Origin of the sequence: Paenibacillus sp. OSY-SE, from assembly GCF_000283315.1 — a bacterium.
In the GTDB taxonomy this organism is placed as follows: domain Bacteria; phylum Bacillota; class Bacilli; order Paenibacillales; family Paenibacillaceae; genus Paenibacillus_B; species Paenibacillus_B profundus.
The window spans coordinates 32,448-53,877 of sequence record NZ_ALKF01000164.1 but is presented as its reverse complement, the minus strand read 5'-3'; the positions used below and the strand labels follow the sequence as shown (position 1 = coordinate 53,877).

17 protein-coding genes and 1 riboswitch are annotated in these 21,430 nt (G+C 51.9%); of the genes, 5 read left to right on the top strand and 12 right to left on the bottom strand.

All coding sequences use genetic code 11. The features are described 5' to 3' along the window. Positions 1 to 198: 198 nt before the first annotated feature. The 7 genes from A372_RS0108490 to A372_RS0108460 all read right to left on the bottom strand — a co-directional run bounded on the left by A372_RS0108490 (position 199) and on the right by A372_RS0108460 (position 8,290). Positions 199 to 1,071 (bottom strand): UbiA-like polyprenyltransferase, encoded by an 873-nt coding sequence (locus tag A372_RS0108490; RefSeq protein ID WP_019420410.1) that lies wholly within the window; start codon positions 1,069 to 1,071, stop codon positions 199 to 201. A 145-nt stretch (positions 1,072 to 1,216) separates the two neighbouring features. Further along, positions 1,217 to 2,515 (bottom strand): aspartate aminotransferase family protein, encoded by a 1,299-nt coding sequence (locus A372_RS0108485; protein ID WP_019420409.1) that lies wholly within the window; start codon positions 2,513 to 2,515, stop codon positions 1,217 to 1,219. A 23-nt stretch (positions 2,516 to 2,538) separates the two neighbouring features. Continuing rightward, positions 2,539 to 4,506, bottom strand: coding sequence for a peptidase U32 family protein (locus A372_RS0108480; protein ID WP_019420408.1), 1,968 nt, complete (start codon positions 4,504 to 4,506; stop codon positions 2,539 to 2,541). Positions 4,507 to 4,676: 170 nt separating this feature from the next. After that, positions 4,677 to 5,468, bottom strand: coding sequence for an energy-coupling factor transporter transmembrane component T family protein (locus tag A372_RS0108475; RefSeq protein ID WP_019420407.1), 792 nt, complete (start codon positions 5,466 to 5,468; stop codon positions 4,677 to 4,679). Continuing rightward, positions 5,453 to 6,370, bottom strand: coding sequence for an ATP-binding cassette domain-containing protein (locus tag A372_RS0108470; RefSeq protein WP_019420406.1), 918 nt, complete (start codon positions 6,368 to 6,370; stop codon positions 5,453 to 5,455). The genes A372_RS0108475 and A372_RS0108470 overlap by 16 nt, the downstream gene beginning before the upstream one ends. Beyond that, positions 6,343 to 7,908, bottom strand: coding sequence for an energy-coupling factor transporter ATPase (locus A372_RS0108465; RefSeq protein ID WP_019420405.1), 1,566 nt, complete (start codon positions 7,906 to 7,908; stop codon positions 6,343 to 6,345). Before A372_RS0108465 ends, A372_RS0108470 begins: the two co-directional genes overlap by 28 nt. Further along, the gene (locus A372_RS0108460) at positions 7,892 to 8,290 is read right to left on the bottom strand and encodes a NusG domain II-containing protein (RefSeq protein ID WP_019420404.1); all 399 of its coding nucleotides are present in this window, start codon (positions 8,288 to 8,290) and stop codon (positions 7,892 to 7,894) included. Before A372_RS0108460 ends, A372_RS0108465 begins: the two co-directional genes overlap by 17 nt. Positions 8,291 to 8,520: 230 nt before the next feature. Here A372_RS0108460 and A372_RS0108455 point away from each other — a divergent pair, with 230 nt between their 5' ends. Next, positions 8,521 to 9,621, top strand: a complete 1,101-nt coding sequence (locus A372_RS0108455) for an FAD:protein FMN transferase (RefSeq protein WP_019420403.1) — start codon at positions 8,521 to 8,523, stop codon at positions 9,619 to 9,621. A 161-nt stretch (positions 9,622 to 9,782) separates the two neighbouring features. Next, on the top strand, positions 9,783 to 11,135 hold the full coding sequence (locus A372_RS0108450) for an anaerobic C4-dicarboxylate transporter family protein (RefSeq protein ID WP_019420402.1): 1,353 nt from the start codon (positions 9,783 to 9,785) through the stop codon (positions 11,133 to 11,135). A gap of 5 nt (positions 11,136 to 11,140) precedes the next feature. Here A372_RS0108450 and A372_RS0108445 read toward each other — a convergent pair whose 3' ends face one another. The 5 genes from A372_RS0108445 to A372_RS0108420 all read right to left on the bottom strand — a co-directional run bounded on the left by A372_RS0108445 (position 11,141) and on the right by A372_RS0108420 (position 17,687). Then, on the bottom strand, positions 11,141 to 11,440 hold the full coding sequence (locus A372_RS0108445; protein ID WP_019420401.1) for a hypothetical protein: 300 nt from the start codon (positions 11,438 to 11,440) through the stop codon (positions 11,141 to 11,143). Continuing rightward, positions 11,431 to 12,285 (bottom strand): DMT family transporter, encoded by an 855-nt coding sequence (locus tag A372_RS0108440; protein WP_019420400.1) that lies wholly within the window; start codon positions 12,283 to 12,285, stop codon positions 11,431 to 11,433. Before A372_RS0108440 ends, A372_RS0108445 begins: the two co-directional genes overlap by 10 nt. Before the next feature lie 112 nt (positions 12,286 to 12,397). After that, a complete protein-coding gene (locus tag A372_RS0108435; RefSeq protein WP_019420399.1) occupies positions 12,398 to 14,308 on the bottom strand; it encodes a beta-N-acetylhexosaminidase in 1,911 nt (636 codons plus the stop codon). 786 nt (positions 14,309 to 15,094) lie between these two features. Further along, positions 15,095 to 15,964: a formate/nitrite transporter family protein gene (locus tag A372_RS0108425; protein WP_019420397.1), complete on the bottom strand. Its 870-nt coding sequence runs from the start codon at positions 15,962 to 15,964 to the stop codon at positions 15,095 to 15,097. A 277-nt stretch (positions 15,965 to 16,241) separates the two neighbouring features. Continuing rightward, positions 16,242 to 17,687 carry an NAD(P)/FAD-dependent oxidoreductase gene (locus A372_RS0108420; protein WP_019420396.1) on the bottom strand — a complete coding sequence of 482 codons (1,446 nt, stop codon included), beginning with the start codon at positions 17,685 to 17,687 and terminating at the stop codon, positions 16,242 to 16,244. A gap of 97 nt (positions 17,688 to 17,784) precedes the next feature. Further along, positions 17,785 to 17,884: riboswitch (purine riboswitch) on the bottom strand. A gap of 289 nt (positions 17,885 to 18,173) precedes the next feature. On the opposite strand from A372_RS0108420, the gene A372_RS0108415 reads away from it, so the two are divergent. From A372_RS0108415 to A372_RS0108405, 3 genes are all read left to right on the top strand, one after another. Continuing rightward, on the top strand, positions 18,174 to 19,427 hold the full coding sequence (locus A372_RS0108415) for a LytTR family transcriptional regulator DNA-binding domain-containing protein (protein WP_019420395.1): 1,254 nt from the start codon (positions 18,174 to 18,176) through the stop codon (positions 19,425 to 19,427). 212 nt (positions 19,428 to 19,639) lie between these two features. Beyond that, positions 19,640 to 20,494, top strand: a complete 855-nt coding sequence (locus tag A372_RS0108410; protein ID WP_019420394.1) for an ABC transporter ATP-binding protein — start codon at positions 19,640 to 19,642, stop codon at positions 20,492 to 20,494. Continuing rightward, a complete protein-coding gene (locus A372_RS0108405; RefSeq protein WP_019420393.1) occupies positions 20,491 to 21,201 on the top strand; it encodes an ABC transporter permease in 711 nt (236 codons plus the stop codon). The genes A372_RS0108410 and A372_RS0108405 overlap by 4 nt, the downstream gene beginning before the upstream one ends. The last annotated feature ends 229 nt before the right edge of the window (positions 21,202 to 21,430 follow it).

The following is a 21,430-nucleotide window of genomic DNA, read 5'->3' as shown; positions in this document are numbered from 1 at the left end:
TGTAACTCTCTATTTTATCAGTTATGTCATACGACATAACCAACGAACTGCAAATGTACATTCGTTTTCACCATTTTTTCTAATAAGAGCCTGAAAAACTGCAAAAATGAAATTGAAGTGTTCATTAACATGATGTTCATTGACATGAAAAAGGGAAGCCATGCCGGGATATCGGAGCATGACCTCCCCTTGCTTATGTTATCGCAGAAAATAATCGGCCATCGTACAGAACAGGATGACCATGCTAATGACTTGGTTCAGGTTATACGACGCTACATTCATTCGTTGGCGGCTCGATGGCTTGATGATGTTGTGCTCAATCGCGAGCAGCACGACGGCAGCTCCGATGCCTGCCAAGTACAACCAGCCTAAGCCTTGTATGAAGAACAGAGCGAGCAGCAGCACAATCATAATCGTATGCAGCGAGCGGGCGATGAAGAGAGAATCTTCGTACCCGAATATGCTCGGCACCGACCACAACCCCGTCTTGCGGTCGAATTCAATGTCCTGCGTAGCATAGATAATATCGAAGCCCGCGATCCAGAGCATGACGATGGTTCCCAGAATGAACGGCGTAACGGCGAACTGCCCCGTTACCGCGAACCAGGCGCCGACTGGCGCGGAAGCAATCGTAAAGCCCAAGTACAGGTGGCATAGCCATGTAAACCGCTTCGTGTACGAGTACGAGCAGATGAGCACAATCGCTACTGGCGACAGCCAGAGACAGAGCGAATTGAGCATGCCTGCCGCTAAGATGAAGATAGCGAAATTAATGATGACGAACAGCGTCACTTCGCGTTCCCGCAGCAGCTTGCGCGGCATATGGCGGTGCGCGGTGCGCGGGTTCGCTTCGTCGAAGCGCCGATCCACGAGTCTATTAAAGGCGTTCGCTCCATTCCGAGCTCCTATAAGCGCGATCAGCGACCACAGCATCACATGCGCCGAAGGTATGCCGCCTGCCGCCCAGACCATGGAGATGACGGCAAACGGCAGCGAAAACAGCGTATGCGAGAACATGACAAGTTCGCCGAACATGCGCGTCTTCCGGAATACTTTCTGAATCATTTCCATGAGTTGCTCCTCCATTACGGGACGTTCCGGCATTGTCTCCCAACTATTAAAGTCAAAACGGAATAGACGAGCCTGATGAGGAACGCCCGTATCCGCTTAAACCTGATGCCTGCGACGCCCGCATGACTTACGGCTGAACGCCGGCCTAAATGCCAGCCAGCACGTCATCCAGCTCGGTCAGCATCGACTTGATATTTTCTTCCGTCATGACGATCGGCGGCTGAAATGCGAGCACGTTGCGGCCCACACCATTCTTCCCGATAATGAAGCCCCGATCCTTCATCGCTTCAAGCACGCGGTCCGTCAATGCCGCGCTCTCACCATCATCTGCACCGCGCAGCTCGGCACCAAGCATCATGCCCTTGCCGCGCACGTCGGCGATCATTCTGTGCTTCGCTTGGAGCTCTTGCAGTCCCATCTTCAATAAGCCGCCCTGACGCTCTGCTCGTTCCACCAAGCCTTCCTGCTCAATATAGTCCAATACGGCGAGCGCAGTCACTGACGATACTGGATTGCCCCCGAACGTCGATGCAGATGCGCGGTTGAAGCTGGCCGCGATCTCATCGGTCGTAGCGAAGGCACCGATGGGTATTCCGTTGCCGAGCGCTTTCGCCATGGACATGATGTCCGGCACGACGCCGTAATGGCTCATGGCGAACATGCTTCCCGTACGGCCGAACCCGGTCTGAATCTCGTCGGCGATGAGGAGGACGCCATATTGCTCCAGCAATGCCTTCACTTCGCGGAAGTACCAATCCGGAGGCGCGATCATGCCGCCGTTCCCTTGAATCGGCTCTACGATCATGGCTGCAATCGTATCTCCCTTCTCTGCGAGCACTCGCTTCAACGCCTCAATCGAACGGCGCGCAGCCGTCTCGTCATCGGTCGTCGGATCATACGGACGCGGGATGAAGGTTACGCCCTGATCAAGGTGATCGTCGGAACGCCACATCGGAATGCCCGTCACGCCCATCGTCAAGAAGGTGCGTCCATGCAAGCCTTGCTCCAAGGCGATGAAGTCACGGCGCTTCGTATGCAATCTGGCCAGCAGCATCGCGCCCTCATTCGCTTCTGAGCCGCTGTTGCAGAAGAAGGTCCGCTTCAGATTTCCAGGCAGAATCCCGTTCGCGAGCCGTTCCGCCAAGTCTGCCATCGGTTGGGTCAAATAGATGGTAGTCGTATGCTGCAACGACTGCAGCTGCTTGATTGTCGCATCCGTAATGCGGGGATTGCAGTGCCCGCAAGCTACAACCGATACGCCGGCAAAAAAGTCCACGTACTGTTTTCCCGTATCGTCGAACAAATATTGCATGGAACCGCGCACGATTTGCGGCGGATTGCTATAAAAATGATGCGTACACGGGAAGAAATATTGCTTCCGCTTTGCGATGACGCCCTCCGGTCCGATATAACCGTTCTCTTTATCTTTTCCAGTGTCTATCACCTTTCATCCACCCCTTCCTTCGTTTATACTCCGGCTGGTTCCAAGGCCAGCGCTTGTCCGAACTGCAGCGATCCGAGCGTATAACCGGCATATACCGGCTTCATCTCACGGTACAGTTCTCCGCAGTGCGACAAGTCTTGAATAGCGGTCCGGTACATCCGAATGATGTCACGCAGCTGTTCGGTCGTGTATGTCTTGCCTTCAATCCGGAAATGGTTCACGCCTGCTTCATGCAGTTCCTTCAGGAACGGCATATAGCACAGCTCCTTCGCCAGAGCCAAGTGATTGCGGCCGTTCCAATCGCGGTAGACTGGATTTTCCCCTTTATCCGTCAGCAGCACAAGGTACTGATTGTCGACATGCTTGTTGTCTTCCTGCATAATCGGGTCCATCACTTCCGCGTTCTCGTACAAATCAAGCTCCAAATACATCACGATCGGCGAGCCATGCACGATAACTTCTACCGGCACCTTCGATTGCTTGAGCAGGTTCGAGAAATCGTCCAATGGAAGCTCCAGCGAAGAATGCACCCGCTCCATGCCGAAATGGTTGTGATAGAGCTCTGCCGACATATGATTGAAGACGTTCAAGTTAAAATCGCCAATCATCGGCAGTCCCAAGTCGCGGAATTTGTGCATCGCGCCGATATTGGTCACGAGCAATCCATCCAGACCATAGCTGCCATTGCGCAGCAAGTGATTGTATTGTTCCATATGCATTTCGTTCATCATCCGCGGCATGCCGAGAATGATCTGCGAAGCGCCCTTCATCGAGGTCAACGCTTCGAGGTCATTCCGGGTAAACGGCCGATCTGGCTGGAATACATCACCGGTTACATATACCGTATCGACTCCCTCTTCCACAGCTGCCTTCGCTTGTTCCAAATTGTTGACGTGTACGGACAGCTGAGGACGCACATCCGCTGTCTCAGGCTTGCGGCTTTCCGCAATGGTGTCACGCACCTGCTCCAACCGTTCCAGCTTCACTTCGCGCTCCGCCGTAGGCGTGCTGAATACTTTCCCTGTGCTGTAGAACTTGCCTGTACCCTCATAACGGGTGTTAATATAATCAATTCCCGGCTTGCCGAACGCATAGGCAGTCGAGAAATCACGCTTACGATTCTCGTGCAGCGTCTCACTGTTCTCCATGCGGTCATAACCGATTGGGTCGGCAATATACCGGTCAATTGCGTCGCCATAGCTGTTAGTAATCATAAGCAGAAATTCCTGATCGCGCATCCGTCCTTCGAGCTTAAAGGAGGTAATGCCTGACTTAATCAGTTCAGGAATATGCTCATACATGTACATATCTTTCGCCGCCAGCGGATATTCGGTCGGATATACGTTGCCGTCCTTCTTCACGCGGTAGTCCCAGCGGCATGGCTTCATGCAGCGGCCGCGGTTGGCGCTGTTGCCGTACAGCATCGAGCTGTACAAGCAGTTCGCCCCATGCACCGTACACATATCGCCATGCACAAAATATTCAAACTCCATGCCCGTCTTCGCATGCAGCAGCTCGGCTGTATGCAGATCCATCTCGCGCGAAGCGACGACCCGCGTGACGCCCATTTGCTTGAGCGCTTCAATCATATCCAGATTGTGAACGTTCATCATGACGGAGGAATGGATAGGCACATTCGTTAATTTCATATCTTGGATGAGTGGGAATACGGCTAAATCTTGTGCAATGATCGCGTCCGGACCAATATCGTTCAAAAACGACAAATAGCGCTTTGCTTCGTCCAGGTCCTCTTCGTTCATCAGGTTGTTCACGGTCACGTACGCGCGTTTGCCGCGTTCATGCGTCATGTTAATTGCTTCACGTACTTCGTCGTACGATAAGTTATAGCCTTTGCGCATCATTCTCATATTGAGGCTCGGTCCCCCGAAGTATACCGCGTCGCAATTCGAATCAATGACCGCTTTGAAAATATCAAATGTTCCGGCCGGAGCCAACAGTTCAATTTCTTTTCCGTTAAAATATCTAGCCACAGTCGCTCTCCCCCAAGCTTATATTGTGTTTATTTTGCAGCATGCAGCAGCAATTTCCTCACAAAAATTATATCATATTTTAAACTAAACTTGTGATTATTTTCACAATTTATGACCAAAAATGTGCTGTTCCAAACACTATTGTTGAAAAAAATTCACGTTTTAGGCTCTTACCACCACATTACAAGCAGCAGCATCGCGATAAACAAAGCCATAAATGCATGATCCGCTCCACTCCACGCTAGCTTCCTAAGTGAAGTACGGGGAGCGTTCAAAACATAGCCCCGCGCCTCCATCGCTTGCACGAGCTCCTCTGCACGCCGAAACGCACTCACAATGACCGGCACCATGAGCGTCATGACCATTTTTCCTTTTTGGGTAAAGGATAGATCTTGAGCATCTGCCCCGCGAGACGCCTGTGCCTTCATCACCTTGTCCGCCTCTTCAAAAATGGTAGGAATGAAGCGTAACGAGATGCCGATCATCATCGACCATTGCTGCGGCGACCCGCCTGCGTATTTGATAGGCTTGAATACGCGTTCCAATCCGAGATTCAAATCTACCGGAGTCGTCGTGAATGTCAATATTGCTGTAAAAGTAACGAGCAGCGCCATACGCCATACCGCATACGCGCCATAGGTGACCCCGCCGGTCGTAATGTTCAGTCCAGCTACATTCACAAGTGAATTTCCGCTCTTATCGAACAGCATGTAGAAAATAAACATAAAGGCCATAATGAACCATAGCGGTCGTGACGCGCGAAAATAGCGGTACAGCGAAATGCGCGAGCTCATCATAATGAGGAGCGCGAATACGGTTAGTGCGGCAAGTTCCGTGAATTGCTCGGCTAAAATAACTGTAACCAGATAGATTACCATCGCAATGAGCTTCGCACGCGGATCGAGCCGATGAATCCAGGAGTCGGCAGCGACATAGCGGCCGATCATCATTTTGGCTTGCATAGCTGATCCTCCTTCCCGTTCTCGCCATCATAGTCATTCTGGATGTCTTTGAGCCGGGCTGCAATCCAGTCCGCCCACGCCTCGGTGTCGTACGGCAGTTCTTCCCACGCAGCGCCTGTCCTCTCCATTACGAGAGCGGCAAAGCGCAGCGTGCTCGGAATGACGATGCCCGCCGCTTCCAGCTGTTCCGGCTGACTCATCAATTCAGATCGCGTGCCTTGGAACGTCACCGTCCCTTCCTTCATCAGCACGAACGTATCCGCATAAGCAAACACCTCATCCAGACGATGCGTAACCATGACGATCGTCTTGCCCTCTTCCCTGCATAAGCGGTGAAGCAGCTGAATCAGCTCCGTCCGGCTCACCGGATCCAACGTAGCCGTCGGCTCATCCAATACGACCACTTCCGGGTTGGAAGACAACACGGTGGCAATCGCTACTTTGCGAATTTGCCCGCCGCTCAGTTCGAAGGGACTCGCTTGCAGAAGCGCGTCATCCAAGCCGACTTGCCTCAGCGCCTTGCGGGCCGAAGCGGCAGCCTCCTCCTCACTCTGCCCGAATTGGAGCGGACCGAACTTCAGATCGCGCTCCACCGTCTCTTCAAACAATTGATGCTCGGGAAATTGAAATACGAGTCCGACTCGCTGCCGCAGCGATTTTAGGCCCTTCTGTTTCTCCCCGCCGACAAACGTATATTCAAGTATTTGCAGCGAGCCAGAGACGGGCTGCAATATACCGTTAAAATGCTGCAAAAGCGTAGACTTGCCGGAGCCAGTCGAACCGAGCACGGCAATGAATTGCCCCGCTTCCAGCGTCAGATCCAGTCCGTTCAGCGCCAGAGGCGCAGATGTCCCTTGTCTAGGGTAGTGAAACGTTAACCGTTCTGCTCGCACAATGGCCATATCGAATTCACCAGCTCTCTTTCATCATTCGTATCCGCCACGCCGATGCCGCGCGCTTGCAGCGCTTGAGACAATGCCAACGTAAACGGAGGCTGCAGGCGGCATTCCCGCATTAGTTCTTCTTTATGGAACAATTCGGAAGGCCGCATATCGGCCGCAATCTGTCCCTCTTTCAACACAATGGCACGGTCCGAAGCTAGAATTTCCTCCGCATCGTGTGTGACAGAAATAATGGTGTAACGGTTCGACGCATGCATCTGCTGCAATTGCGCCGTCAGCTCCCGCTTGGAACGTTCGTCGAGCATCGAGGTAGCTTCGTCGAAAATAATAATATCGGGCCGCAGCACCATAATTCCTGCAATGGCCACCCGCTGCTTCTGACCGCCAGACAGCTCTGCCGGATGGCGTTCCAGCCATTGGTCAACACGGAACTCAGCGGCAACCTCTGCAATCTGCCGCTCCATCTCTTCCCGGGAGACGCAGCGGTTCTCCATGCCGAATGCAATATCGTCCTTCACTGTCGTTGCAAAAAATTGATTATCCGGATTTTGGAACAAAAAACCGACGCGTCGGCGAATCTCACCTACGCTGCTATCATCAAGGTGCAGCCCATTCACATAAATATGCCCAGCATGCGGCATAAACAAACCGTTCAACAGCTTAATGAGCGTCGATTTGCCCGAACCATTCGGACCGACGATGGATACCCATTGTCCATGCGGTATATGCAGCGATATGCCCGAGAACAATTTCTGCTTGCCTCCGTATTGAAAATGCACGTCCTTCATTACGATGGCATCGCCCGGATTTAAATCGTGCGCGGCCGACGATTCCAGAGACGGATGGGACGCAGATTGCTGCGCATGCGCAGGTGCGGGTACAGCCTGATGCGACTGCGCTGCCTGAACTGGCTCCTGCTCCACGGAGAGCGTTCTGCGCTTGCCGTCTGCTGCGGATGCGTCGACTTGAGGAGTCCAAGTGTCGAACAGCGGCAGCTTCTCCAGCGCGGCAACGATGTATTTTACGGCAATGCCGATAAAAATCCCCGTAACGACCCCGGTAATGAGCAAAGCAGGCAAATAGTAAAATATATTAGCCGTACCGAAGACGATATACGCCGCCGTCAATTGACCTGCATTGTGGGCAGCCCCGCCGACAACGCTGATACCGATTAAGCTCACGCTGTCGCGGCCTATCTTCAGGATGGCATACATGACGATAAAGCTGAACAGCGATCCCAGAAAGCTGAATAAGAAAGCGGAGAATGTGCCGAGCATTAATGTCATGAGGAGCGTCTTCAGAACGACGAGCATTAGCGCATCGCGTCCGTTCAAAAAGTACAAGCATGCCAAAATCATCACGTTGGCAAGCCCCAGCTTCGCTCCGGGAATAGGGAGAATCGTCTGTACCGGGAGCATCGCTTCAACGAATCCGAGCACGACAGCAACAGCGCTGAAGATAGCTATAATGACCGCTTTCTTCAACGCTTCCGATTGGTTCGGCAGGCGTGAGCCCCCCGATTTATTGAACGACGGCATCGATGTCACTCTCCTCACCGCCATCTCCTTCGCTGAACAGCTCCACGAGCACGCGATGGGGCAGACATACAATCGTATCGTTCGGTCGCGATACGAAGCCGAAGGATAGACATACTTTGTCCGGGCAATCAGCATCGAACATTTCAATGCCGTAATCGTGAACTTTCAGGATGTTGAAGCCGTGATCGGTGTCCACTTTAATAATTTGCTCTTCCTGTGTCAATTCCACTTTTTTATAGGGCTCGCCATCTACGGATATATGGGCGACCACCTTTGAATTGTGCAAATTTTCACTTTCGTTCTGAAACAGCCACTTCGGCACGATAAACGCCAGCGCCGCGATGACAATTACACCGATGAGGATCAGGTCTCCACGTTTCATGTTTGTTGACTCCTCGGGATTCATTTTAATTTTGAAACTATATGTCATTATACCTCTTCGTGAAGGAAGGTTCAATGTTCGTTACTTGGCGGAACCGTGAACAAAGGATATAAAAAGAGCTTTCTTCGCTCCATGTATGATGTGCTTGATTTGCAACTTTTATGGGAACTGCTATAATAAGATGCTTGCATAAGACCACTTTAAGCTTAAAAATGTTGGAGGAATGGCCTATGACACATCGTTCACGCAGTTTGCTGCGCAGCGCGCTCCTTCTGCTTGCTGCCTTCGCTCTCATTGTTAGCGGATGCGGAAATGGCGGCAAAGACAACAGCGCTTCCGGCTCCAAGACGGAATCCGGTACGGCTGGCAGCAAATCTTCCATTAAACAACAGTCGTACTTCATCTTCGATACCATCGTTACCGTCAAGATATATGATGAGCGTGCCGGAGACAAACAATTCAAAGATATTGAATCCATACTAAATGAAATCGACGCAAGCATGAACCGAACGAAAGACACGAGCGAGCTTGCTAAAATACGCAGCGCTGCCGGCAAAGAGGCGGTTCAAGTATCGCAAGAAACGTTCGACGTAGTGGCGAAGTCTATCGATTATGCCGAACGGACGAAGGGCCGCTTCGATCCGACGGTCGGCCCGATAGTGGATTTATGGAACATTGGACACGAGAATGCCAAAGTACCGGATCCAAACGTATTGAAGGAAAAGCTGCAACTGGTCGGCTATCAAGATGTGACGCTCAATGCGGACAAACGTGAAATCAAGCTGAACCGAGCAGGAATGGAACTGGATATGGGCAGTATCGGCAAAGGATATGCAGCCGACCGTATTGCCGACTATTTGCGCGAATCTGGCTTTCCAAGCGCGATTGTCGACTTGGGGGGCAACATCTACGCCGTCGGTGAGAAGCCTGGGGGCACCGATTGGACCATCGGCGTGCAGGACCCGGACACTACCCGAGGCAATCAAATCGGCAAAATGAAGGTGAAGGACAAGACAATCGTCACTTCTGGCGTATACGAGCGTTATTTTGTCGAGAACGGGAAACACTATCATCACATTCTTGATCCCGATACTGGCTATCCTATCGAGAATCATTTGAGTAGTGTGACGATTGTTACGACTAGCTCGACGGACGCGGATGCGCTCTCCACCTCCACCTTTGCCCTCGGCTTGGAGGAAGGAATGAAATTCGTCGAATCCGATCCCGATGTGGAAGCGATTTTTATTACGACGGAGCATGACGTGTACTGCACCTCCGGCATCAAGAAAATTTTCGAATTGACGAACGATAAATATAAGATTGTTAATTAAAGGTTGTTCAAAAAGTCACCCTTTTGAACCTGCACAATCCGTGTTGCATCAACAATCAAAGCGCCCGCTATCGCGGCATCTCCTGCTCCATGCAGGCTGCCAGCGATAGCGGGCACTTCTGTCTTTTTGCACAATATGAAGATGTTGGAAGGATGTTATCCATGTTCTGGTTACAGCTATTTATTGTCATCATTGCCTTATACGTCGGATCCAGACTCGGTGGAATTGGCCTGGGTGTCATGGGAGGACTTGGTCTCTCTATACTCACCTTCGGCTTCGGGTTGGAACCGACCGCTCCACCCATTGACGTGATGCTGATGATTGCTGCCGTCATCACGGCAGCCTCTACTATGCAAGCGGCCGGAGGGATGGACGTGCTCGTGCGCCTTGCCGAACGGGCGCTGCGGCGCAATCCGCAGCACATCACGTTCATGGCGCCGCTCGTCACGTACTTGTTCACGATCTGCGCCGGAACCGGACATGTGGCATACTCCGTTATGCCGGTCATTGCCGAGGTATCCCGCCAATCGGGAGTGCGGCCGGAACGGCCAATGTCCATCGCGGTCATCGCCTCCCAGCAAGCCATTACCGCAAGTCCGATCTCGGCAGCGACCGTCGCTCTGCTATCGCTCCTGTCCGATCAAGGATACCATCTATTTGATATATTGCTGGTGAGCATTCCCGCAACGTTCATTGGCTGCTTAGTTGCCGCATTAATTATGACCCGGTACGGCAAGCCTCTCGCTGAGGACGAGGAATTTCGCCGTCGCGTCACAGAAGGAAGCGTGCCGCCAATTGGCGTTCGTGACGGGCATGATGCTGGCGGGCAAGAAGTGTCCAGTGCAAATCCCGGGTTGGGCCGAGGAGCAGTTGCTTCGGTCGTGCTGTTCTTGCTGGGCGTCGTCCTCGTCGTCCTATTCGGTTCCGTTCCGTCCCTGCGTCCTGCTTGGACAGATGCGGAAGGACTCATGCATACGCTGGGCATGCCCCAAGTCGTCGAAATGGTCATGCTCTCTACGTCTGCCGTCATTCTGCTCATCACCCGCATACCAGCCGGCAGTGTAGTGAAAGGCGGTGTGTTCGTCGCTGGCATGCAGGCTGTTATCAGCATATTCGGTATTGCATGGATGGGCGATACGTTCTTTAAAGGGAATATGGACGTGCTGCAAGGATCGATCCATGATGCCGTCACTGCGGCTCCATGGCTGTTCGCCTTCGCCTTGTTCGCCATGTCCATTCTACTGAACAGTCAGGCGGCAACGGTGCGCGGCTTAATGCCGCTCGGCATCGCTTTAGGTTTGCCTGCCCCTGCGCTCATAGCGATGTTTCCGGCGGTGAACGGTTATTTCTTCATCCCGAACTATCCGACGGTCATTGCGGCCATTCATTTCGATCGAACGGGAACGACACGAATCGGGCGCTTTTTATTCAATCATAGCTTTATGCTGCCTGGGCTCGTCGCGACCTCGGTCGCGGTTGTTATAGGCTTCATTCTATCCCAGCTTGTGCTCTAGGCGGCCTACGTCGCCTGGTCCCATACCAAATCCGCAGTAACCGCCGCCTGGCTGCCCGGCTCGGCGCGCACCCAGGCAAGCACAGTGAAGCCGTCTCCACCCGGCTCGAGCGGATATGCACCCGCCCACGGCTTGCGCTCGGAAGCGGCAGCAGTAAGGTTCCAAGCGGATCCGAATGGACTGTCAACGGTGTGACCGCTAACACTAGCATCAGCATCAAACCTCCATAACGATCCGGTACCTGCCCGAGAAGCAGCTTCGCCATGCTTTGCATTGAATTTCGTTCCCTTCTCCCCTATCCCCAAATACTAATTAAGGCCATACCGGCCGCTACGACAGCCGACGTCACGATCCTCGTCCGCCCCTGCTGTTCTTTCAAGACAAATATGCCAAGCAATGTCCCAATGACAATGCTGAATTCACGAATCGGAGCCAGATGAGCGAGCGGCGCCAACGTCATTGCATACAGGAACAATAGGTACGAGCCTGGTGATAAAATGGTGCCAAGCACAATGGTGCGCCAATTGACGCGCCATTCCTGACGCAGCTGCTTCGTTCGGACGATGGATGGAGCCAGAAAGAGAAGCGCGCCAAAGTTAGAAATTTGGATAAGACCGAGCGGGCTGAAGAATTCCACGACCGTCTTGTCTGTAAGCGTATAGCCTGCGGTACACAGCCCGACGGAAGTCGTTACGGCCAAGGTGATCCACCATCGTCTGTCTCGCGGCTCCTTCGAGGAGAACATCCCGCTTAACGCGAACAATCCGCCGACGATGAACCCCCATCCGATCCATCCCACGAGAGACAGGCTCTCGCTGTACATAAATACACTGACGATAGGCACGATAAGGGCTGCTGTCCCCCGCATCATCGGATAGACCTTAGATAGATCGCCATACTGATACGCTTTGGAGACAAGCCATAAATAAATTCCTTGCAGGAATAGAGAAGATAAGAGCAGCAATCCGGTTGGCCAAGTCCATTCCATCACGTATATATCATGAATAAAGAACGGCATAAACAAAATGGCAGCCAAACCGTGCAGACAAAACAAAAAGGATTCCTTATGGATGCTGCGCTTCGCGAACATATTCCATGTAGCATGTGCAAAGGCAGAAGCAATGACGAGCATTAATCCGTAAATAAACATGACGAGATTCCTTCTTTCGGTATGTAGAAGTATCACAGATTGCCATTTCCAATAAAATGAGACTCGGTGAAACATATATCATCGAGTCTCATCCCGTGCAATCATCAAGTTATTAAGTGGCGGATAACACCGCTCCCGTCGTTATACGGTGGAAAAACGGCGAATGGGAAACGCGATGCTCCCCGACCGGATCGTTCGAATAGAACGGCAAACGCTCCGCCTCCAGCTCTTCCAGGCGGTCAGTCCGGCCTTCGACATAATCGATGAGGCGGTCTTCCGCCGATTGCAGGCGGGCAAGCACGCCGCCGTAGCGAATGTCGAGCACTTCCCAGCCGAACGGCTTGCTCGTCGCCATCCACACGCTGCGGTGCGCCTTGCGAGTCGTGTCGACAAGCGCGCGAATGCGCGGCAGCACATCCTCCGCGATACGGCGCAGCTCCGCTGTGCCGCCGCCTTGATAAGCGCGCGTCACTTGCAGACCGATCGCCGCCTTCGCGGCGAGCGTCTCGGCGAGCTTCGCGTACAGGTCGAACACGCGCACGTGGTCTCCGGTCGCCTTCCCGCGCGCATCCGCAAGCCGTTGCGCCAGCTTCGCATAATGCTCCGGCAGCGCGGTCTCCAGCTCGCCTTCAATATGCTTATCGAACAAGCCGATAAGCGTATCCTGCCACAGCAAGAACTTGGAGCCGTTCGAGCCGTGCATGTTGTTCTTCGTTACACCCGGCGTCTCGTCCAGATACGTCAGCTGCCAGTAATCGTCGAAGTCCTGCCCCGTACACAGCTTGAAGCGTTCCTTCATCTTCGCTTCATCCACTTCGCCTGCCGTATAACCGTGCTCCGCGAACAATTGCAAGCCAAGCAAAATCGTCATGTGGTTCGTTTCTTGACCGTTATCGCCCCAAGCCGTAGCGAATACTTCCTTAATCCCCTTCGACTTGCAAGCCATGAGCGCCGGATTCGTATTTTGCCACGTCTTGCCGTAGTTCGGACTCATGCTGCCCCATACCCAGACGCCGCCCGCAAATACCGGATCAGAACCAAATTTGCGATGCTTCTCAATGAATTCCTCATAAAAGCCTTGGTCATCGTGATAATAATCCCAGTAGACGAACTGTACGCCCTTCGGAATTTTCTCTACCACTTCCGCTGAGAAATCAATATCGAGATCGTAATAATGTCCTCCATTGTTCATCAATAAATGGAAGTACATATCGCTCCACATCATCGGCTCCAGACCATGCTTGCGCGTAATGTCCATGACACGGTTCAAATGCTCGTTCATAATGTCAAACCGCTCGCGGAAGCCATTCTTGAACAGATAGCGTCCGAGGCCAAGTCCGAAGGCTTCGTCCATGCCGATATGAATGCGCTTGGAACGAAGCGGCTTCGTAACAGCCACGATCATATCTTCGATAAATCGATACGTCTCCTCGGAACCGGCGAGCAGCACGTCCTCCGTATCGCGCAATTCATCCGCGTAATCCCACTTCAGCGCTTGCGCCAGATGGCCCAGCGTCTGTATGCATGGAACGATCTCGATGCCGAACTGTGCAGCATACTGATCGATGTCGTACAATTCTTCGGCGGTATAGCGGCCCCGCATGTAACCAAAATATGGACGTTCTGGTACTTCATACGTATCTTCGGTATAGAGCATGACGCCATTCAAGCCCATCAGAGCCATGGAACGCATCATTTCTTTCATCATATGCACATTCGGAACAGCGTTACGCGAAGCGTCGATCATCGTTCCGTTATAAGTAAATTGAGGATGTTCCGTTATGCTAAATTCCGCCTGCGCACGCGCCTGCTCTACAAAGAGCCCAAGCGCACGGAAGAAGTGAATCTTGTCTTGATAGCGGATCACACCTTGCCCTTGTGAAAGCTTGACTGTGAGAGGACCGTCCCCACGCTCCACGTGCACAGCAATGCCGTCCTCCGCTAGTTCAATACCTAACAGTCGCTGAAGTTCAACCACCCCTTGTGTCAAATCGTCGATGTTGCCTTGCATGTTCAGTTTCATGCCAGTTCCCTCCAAGTGGTCATCATTTCATATCCTGATAGCCTTTTTCTACATGTTGCGCGCGATGCCCGAGCCGGAACGGCTGCGCCTCCTGCGGCACGCCGTGAGCAATACGTCCGTTGCGGAAACGGTTACAGCTTAGTATGCCGCCCACAGCTAATCGAGCCACTGTATTATTGTACTATATGTGATCATTTACAGACAGAGAATAGTAATGGCTCACCTTCCTGTTGCTGCAAAGTTCATTCTTTTAACACGAACCACTGCCTATTCTAGCACATTTCCCAGCTCGCTCAACCGGGGCATATACAGACACGCGCACCGTCTGTCGAATAGTAGGGCATTGACTCTTCATCATGAACGCAATGTTCCGTCGTACAGTGCGCGTTCTAACTGACGGTGATTCACTTCACCCGCCCCTTTGCTCCATTCTCCCCTTCCATCAGAAAGCGACACGTCCAGTGACCACTCTAGTTAACTGCCATCATGAGCGGTCGGTTCATGGCAGGATACGAAACGGAATGTGCCTTATCCTCGATGTTATCCCTCCTGACTGTATGGGAGAATGAACATAAGGGCCATAGCACGGAAGCCCGATATCATGTTTTCGTTTCAAAGGGAAGGGCATGCTGCCTTTCTGAATCAATGGGAGAGTGAAGCAAGGCAAGGGAAGGAACAGGCATACCTTCTTCGGGAAGGGTAACGTGACACTCTAAGGCGAGATACCGAAAAAACCAAGCCGTATAAGGGCTTGGTTCATATGTCAGTTTTTTAATATAAATAGAATTAGCTTATGCTCGCCCCTGCCGTCGATGCCCCCGCAGATGTGGAAGTGCCTGACTGCGCTGGCACAGCTTGCGTCTTCACAGCTGTTTCTTTCTCGGGAACGTTCCGCAAGTAGGTCAAATAATAAGCTCCAGCCACGAAGATGACGCCGCCAGCCAAATTGCCAAGCCAGACCGGAACGAAGTTCACGAAATAGTCTCCCCAGCTATAGTGGCCTTCGAATATGGCCGCCGGAATGACGAACATATTAGCCACAACGTGCTGAAATCCGATGGCAACGAATGTCATGGTCGGGAACCATATCCCCATAATTTTGCCGCTGAAGCTCTTGGCCCCGTAAGATAGCCAGACTGCCAGCGCAACAAGCCAGTTGCAGCCAATACCGGATATGAATGCTTGCAGGAAGCTGTCGTGCAGCTTATGCCCCGCCACTGCCACCGTCTTTTCCAAGTAAACCCCAGATGCCGTCAGACCGACGATATGCCCGAAGAAATACGCAACGAACAGCGCTCCTACAAAGTTGCTCAATGTAATGACGATCAGATTGCGCATCATTTCGCCCGTAGAAATGCGGCCTTTCATACGTGCCAATGGCACTGCCATCATGTTGCCTGTCAGCAGTTCCCCGCCTCCAAGCAGAACGAGAATGAGCCCCACCGGGAACAATGACGCTCCGATTAAGCTGTTGATGCTGCCCCATTCTTGAGGCGCATCTGCGGTTACACGAATATATAGCAAGTACCCGAGCGCAATGAACGCTCCGGCAAGAAATCCAAGGATAATCATCGCCGAGAGCGGATTTCTCGCTTTCACAACACCGGTCTCTACCGTCGCCTCTGCAATCTGCTGCGGCTTTAAATAGCCAGCCATATGAATCCCCCCTGTACACCAATACAGATATGCCTGATTCTGTCATGTCAAGAAAATCTGCAGCCGTTCCTCTCTTTTTCGAGCATCATGTGCATGAGAAGTTCCGGTTGCAAGTTCATTGTAACGAAGTGTTTCAGACGATGTTGTGCAATTTATCACAAAGATTGCTTCAAAGATGTACCATTTTATTCACAAGTCGCAACGGTGCTCCCCATACCGAATAGGCCTGCGAGCGTATAACGCCTGCAAGCCTGTTGAACGTACTTTGTTGCCTATATTAGATGAAGGTTCCTTCGCGCTTCTCCATAATACTGCGGGCGATATGAACGCCTGCCGCCCCGGCTTGCGCCAGTCCGCGGGTCGTTCCCGCACCGTCTCCACCACAATATAGCCCCGCGATTTCCGATTCAAACGTCTGGTCCAGCTTCGGCCGGGCAGAATAGAACTTCGCCTCCACCCCATAGAACAGCGTATGTTCCGAAGCGATGCCTGGCGTTACTTTATCCAGTGCCTCCACCATCTCCACCAAACTTTTCATCGTGTTGTATGGCAAGACGAGGCCCAAATCACCCGGAACCGCTTCTCTCAAGGTCGGCTCAAGGAAGCCTTCCTTGATGCGGTTGTCCGTGGAACGGCGTCCGCGCATAATGTCGCCGAATTTCTGTACAATGACGCCCCCGTTGGACAGATCATTCGCCCGCTTGCAGATCTCGCGCGCGTATTCGTTCGGCTTGTCGAACGGCTCCGTGAACTTATGCGAGACGAGCAGCGCGAAGTTCGTATTGGCGGAGCCGAGCTTCGGGTCTTTGAAGGAATGACCATTTGCACACATAATGCCGCTATGATTCTCCACCACGACGTGCCCTGACGGATTACTGCAAAAGGTGCGGACCTGTGTCCCGACGGACGTATTGAATATGAATTTCCCTTCATATAAATGCTCGTTAATTTCACGCATAACAACATCGGATGTCTCCACGCGCACGCCGACATCCACTTGGTTGTTGAACATCTTCAGGCGGCGCTTCTTCAAGATTTCCGTCAGCCACGCCGAACCGTCACGTCCGGGGACGATTACGACCTGAGCAGCCTCATGGGTGTCTCCATTCTTCATCTCGATGCCTGTCACCACATGGCGGCCGTCCTGCTTGACGGTGACGATGTCGGCCACTTCCGCCTTGTACACCATATCAATGCGCGGGCGCAAATATTCATATATCGATTTCATAATTTCCAAGTTCTGCTCGGTACCCAGATGGCGCACCTGCGCCCGCAGAAGCTTCAGCCCAGCTGCGTAACCTTGCTGCTCAATGCGGCGAACGGTCTCAGTCGTTGGGTCTGTAATTTCTGGTGTCGCACCATGTTCCAAATTGATGCCATCTACATATTTAATCAAGTCCAACACGTGCGAGGGCGGCAAATAATCGGTCATCCATCCCCCGAACTCGGTTGTAACGTTAAATTTGCCGTCACTGTAAGCTCCGGCACCACCGAACCCGTTCGTGATAGAGCACGCCGGAAGGCAGCCCGCAAATTCCTTCTTGCCAGCAGCCGGCGGGCACATTTGAATCTTCTCCTCCAATATTGGGCAGCTGCGGCGGTAAATATCATGTCCTTTATCCACCAGCATCACTTTCAAATGGGGAGCCTTCAACGTCAGTTCATAGCATGTAAAAATTCCGGCCGGTCCTGCGCCAACGACAATTACATCATATTTGCTCATTGGTTCCTCCTCGATATGCGCGTTGTCTTGGTCTGATTCGTCTCTGTTCCAGGGCCCACAATGATGCGGGCAAAAAAAAATCCTGTTACGTTCAGGTATGCAAAAGCACACCCATCGTAGTCAGGAATTTACGGCTCCTGGTAGAGACCCCCAGACCTTATCTCCAGGGATATACGAACAGGATAAACAAATAAGAGTCCAATCGCTCCTTGCAGTCGCTTTGCTGGCGACATGGATATTGTATCGAACTCTACCGAACATGTCAACAGTTTATCAGCCTAATGTTCGTGATTAAACATTAAAAACAGGCGGAATTCAGTTTCAAACCTTATTTTATATGGATAAAACACGAACGTTTACTCTTTTCCCTGCTTTTACAAGCTTCTTTTCCACGACAACAGACTACTCAACTCCATCATCTCGATCTATGATAATAAATGATATTTATTACACAATTTTTGATTATAAAGAAACGGAGTGTTCTCCATGACCTTGAAGCCCGCCTCGGATTCGGACGGTCTTATTTTAGACAAACTGTACGTAACGAAAGGAAATTCAACATTATTAGAATCACTTAGCTTAACGATACGGCCCGGCCAATGCCTGGCAGTTCAATGCAATCATATAACCGGCTCGCTAATTATAGATGTGTTAATGGACAGATCGAAGCTCTCTGCTGGACGAGCGACATGGGGCGGCCAGCCTCTGTCCGCTGCCTCCGCAACTTCCCGTATCGGCTGGATAAGGCAAATAGACGCCATTCATGAGCGGCTTTCTGCGCGAGAAGCGCTCATTTTCTATATGAAGCTGTACGGCTCGTTCAACAAATCGCGGGTGGACCAGCTGCTGCAACTGGTCGGACTGCAAGAACAGCAGCATACTCTGCTCGACAAATGCTCGGTATCGGAGCAGCGGCGATTCCATCTGGCTCGGGCTGCTGTTCATCGCCCCGAACTGATCGTCCTTGAAGATCCTGAATTCCAGATGGACTTGGAGAGCAGCTATTTGCTGCGTCAATGGATTCAGTCGATGTGCGGGGAGGGTGTCTCCATCTTCATGACGGTACCATCGTTAGAAAGCGCGTTAACGATGACGGAGGATGTCATTCGCTGGACCCCGTCCGGCTTCAAGCCCGTATTGATCGAGGAGGAAGCCGACGGCACGGAGGAACAGAACGACGCAGCCATTATGGAACCGGAGGAACCGAATACTGTCTACGACATAGATGTATCAGCTCCAGACAGCGAAGAAACGCTTTATGATCCAGCAGTGTCAGCAGCTCAGGCAGCAGAGGCTTCCGCCGCGCGGAACGAGGATCCGGGCAACGCTGACGAGGTCTCATCGGATTCGGCGCTGGAGGACGATGCCGATACACCCGGACAACGCTGGTATCCACAGCTCTCGTTCGATAAAATTCCAGCACGTGTGGAAGACAAAATCGTGCTCATCGACCCGCTTGAAATGAATTTCATCGAGAGTCAGGATGGCACGTCACAGCTGCACGTTCATTCCGGCATGTATCCTTGCTCGATGACTCTGACGGAATTGGAAAAGAAACTAAAGCCGTTCGGCTTCTTCCGCTGTCATCGCTCCTACCTGGTCAACCTGCAGCGGGTGCGCGAAGTCATCATTTGGTCCCGCAACAGCTATAGCTTGGTGCTGGATGATGAGAAGAAAAGCACGGTGCCGTTATCAAAGAATAAGTACGAAGAGATGAAAACCATCATGGGAATTAGTTGAACCCACTTGCTCCACTCACCCCGTGAAGTGTTCCATTCACCCTCCAGAGTGCGCTAGTTGCCGCCTTTATAAGGCGTCTCCCGGGCATTCGGGATATGATGAGGATGTCAAAAGGCAAGCTGCAAACAACGCTTACCGTTCGCAGCTTGCAGGCAGACGACACAGAGTACGACACTCATCATAACCATTTATATAAAGCGAGGTAACGTGACATGGAACCAATCATTGAAGTGCAGGCTTTAACGAAGGCGTTCGGCAACAAACAGGCCTTGAGACAAATCGACTTTACAATACAACGCGGAGAAATATACGGCTTTCTCGGGCCGAGCGGCTCCGGTAAGACGACGACGGTGAAAATTCTGTCTGGTCAAATGCTTCCAACTACCGGAACGGCCCGCGTATTCGGCGTTGACATTGCAAAGATGAACGAAGTCGAACGTCATCGCCACTTGTCGCGAATCGGGATTCTAACCGATAACAGCACCTTGTACGACCGGCTGTCGATTCAAGACAATCTGGAGCTATTCTGCAAGCTTTACAATGTGCCATCGAGCCGCGCCAAGGAAGTATTGGAGCAGGTCAATCTCGCTAATGAACGGCAGACAACAGTCAAGACACTCTCCAAGGGTATGAAGCAGCGGGTTACACTGGCAAGAGCTCTGCTGCATAATCCGGACATTTTGTTCCTGGATGAACCGACATCGGCTCTGGACCCTACCAACACAAGACATATTCATGATGCGCTGAAAGCTCTAAACCGTGCTGGGACGACCATCTTCCTCACGACACACGATATGGAAGAAGCCGAATCGCTCTGTCATCAGGTTGCTTTCCTCCATCAAGGTCATATCGCTGCAATGGACACACCGCAAAGGCTGCGCTTAAAATATGCGGATTCGACAATAACGGTAACGACTACCGAGGGCACCTATTCGGTGCAGCGCGATGACGAAGGCGCACGCCGTATTTACGACTGGATGACGACCGGCAAAATGGTGGCGATTCATTCGAACGAACCGACCTTAAGTGATATTTTCATCAAAGTAACAGGGGGCATATTAAAATGACACTTGCAATGAAACGTGTTTCGGCCATTATTCAAAAGGAGTGGAAGGATTCTTCCAAAAACCCGGTGCTGCTGTTAACTGCCGCAATTCCTGTCATATTTGCTTTCTTGTTCCGCAGCGAACAGAGTGTGGGGGCTTCCGTCCTCACAATGCCTATGAACATGGCCCTGAGCATTACCGGAGCTTTCGTGCAGGCGATGATGGTTGCCGAAGAGAAAGAGAAGCATACGCTGCGCGTACTCATGCTCTCTCCGGCTAAGCCGATAGAAGTGCTGCTCGGCAAGAGCGCCATCTCGGCCATTATGACAGTAAGTGCAGTCATCCTGTCCATCTTGATTGCCAATACACCGAGCATCAACCTGGTGTCTTTCTTACTCCTGCTCATCCCGAACATCGTCATGTATTTGGCGCTCGGCACCTTAATCGGATTGATGTCCCGCACGTCAATGGAAACGTCATTCCTCGGCATGCCGCTCCTGCTCATCTTCCTCATGGGACCGATGTTCGGCGCTTTGCTGAACAGCGAAGCCGTTAACGTCGCTATTGGCTACTTGCCGACGGAACAAATGGCGGCAGCTTGCGACATCCTCTGGAATGGCGGCAGCTTGACTAATATTTGGAGCCATATCGGCGTTACTTGCATCTGGGCGGTTGCCTCTGTCCTATTATGCATCATTGTGTATCGTGCAAAACGTTATGACGCGTAACGAGTTCTTTCGACGCGAACATGGCGAGGAAGCGTTATTTCCCGAGAAATACGCCGAATGATGACAAAAAGCCCCGTGTGAGGACACCATTGAAGGATCCTTGCACGGGGTGTTCTTATTTAAAGGTGTTCACATTGAACCTTTTGAACATAGACGAGCGTGGCAATTGGGGTTTGGTTCTTCTTATATAAAGGTGATCTACGATTGAGTTTAACAACCTCTTTTACAA

Excerpts from the sequence above, each read along its gene's own strand:
- A372_RS0108455 (WP_019420403.1), top strand. The coding sequence starts at position 8,521 with ATGACACATCGTTCACGCAGTTTGCTGCGCAGCGCGCTCCTTCTGCTT.
- A372_RS0108420 (WP_019420396.1), bottom strand. The coding sequence starts at position 17,687 with ATGAGCAAATATGATGTAATTGTCGTTGGCGCAGGACCGGCCGGAATT.
- A372_RS0108470 (WP_019420406.1), bottom strand. The coding sequence starts at position 6,370 with ATGGCCATTGTGCGAGCAGAACGGTTAACGTTTCACTACCCTAGACAA.
- A372_RS0108425 (WP_019420397.1), bottom strand. The coding sequence starts at position 15,964 with ATGGCTGGCTATTTAAAGCCGCAGCAGATTGCAGAGGCGACGGTAGAG.
- A372_RS0108490 (WP_019420410.1), bottom strand. The coding sequence starts at position 1,071 with ATGGAAATGATTCAGAAAGTATTCCGGAAGACGCGCATGTTCGGCGAA.
- A372_RS0108450 (WP_019420402.1), top strand. The coding sequence starts at position 9,783 with ATGTTCTGGTTACAGCTATTTATTGTCATCATTGCCTTATACGTCGGA.
- A372_RS0108440 (WP_019420400.1), bottom strand. The coding sequence starts at position 12,285 with ATGTTTATTTACGGATTAATGCTCGTCATTGCTTCTGCCTTTGCACAT.
- A372_RS0108460 (WP_019420404.1), bottom strand. The coding sequence starts at position 8,290 with ATGAAACGTGGAGACCTGATCCTCATCGGTGTAATTGTCATCGCGGCG.
- A372_RS0108475 (WP_019420407.1), bottom strand. The coding sequence starts at position 5,468 with ATGCAAGCCAAAATGATGATCGGCCGCTATGTCGCTGCCGACTCCTGG.
- A372_RS0108405 (WP_019420393.1), top strand. The coding sequence starts at position 20,491 with ATGACACTTGCAATGAAACGTGTTTCGGCCATTATTCAAAAGGAGTGG.
- A372_RS0108410 (WP_019420394.1), top strand. The coding sequence starts at position 19,640 with ATGGAACCAATCATTGAAGTGCAGGCTTTAACGAAGGCGTTCGGCAAC.
- A372_RS0108435 (WP_019420399.1), bottom strand. The coding sequence starts at position 14,308 with ATGAAACTGAACATGCAAGGCAACATCGACGATTTGACACAAGGGGTG.
- A372_RS0108465 (WP_019420405.1), bottom strand. The coding sequence starts at position 7,908 with ATGCCGTCGTTCAATAAATCGGGGGGCTCACGCCTGCCGAACCAATCG.
- A372_RS0108415 (WP_019420395.1), top strand. The coding sequence starts at position 18,174 with ATGACCTTGAAGCCCGCCTCGGATTCGGACGGTCTTATTTTAGACAAA.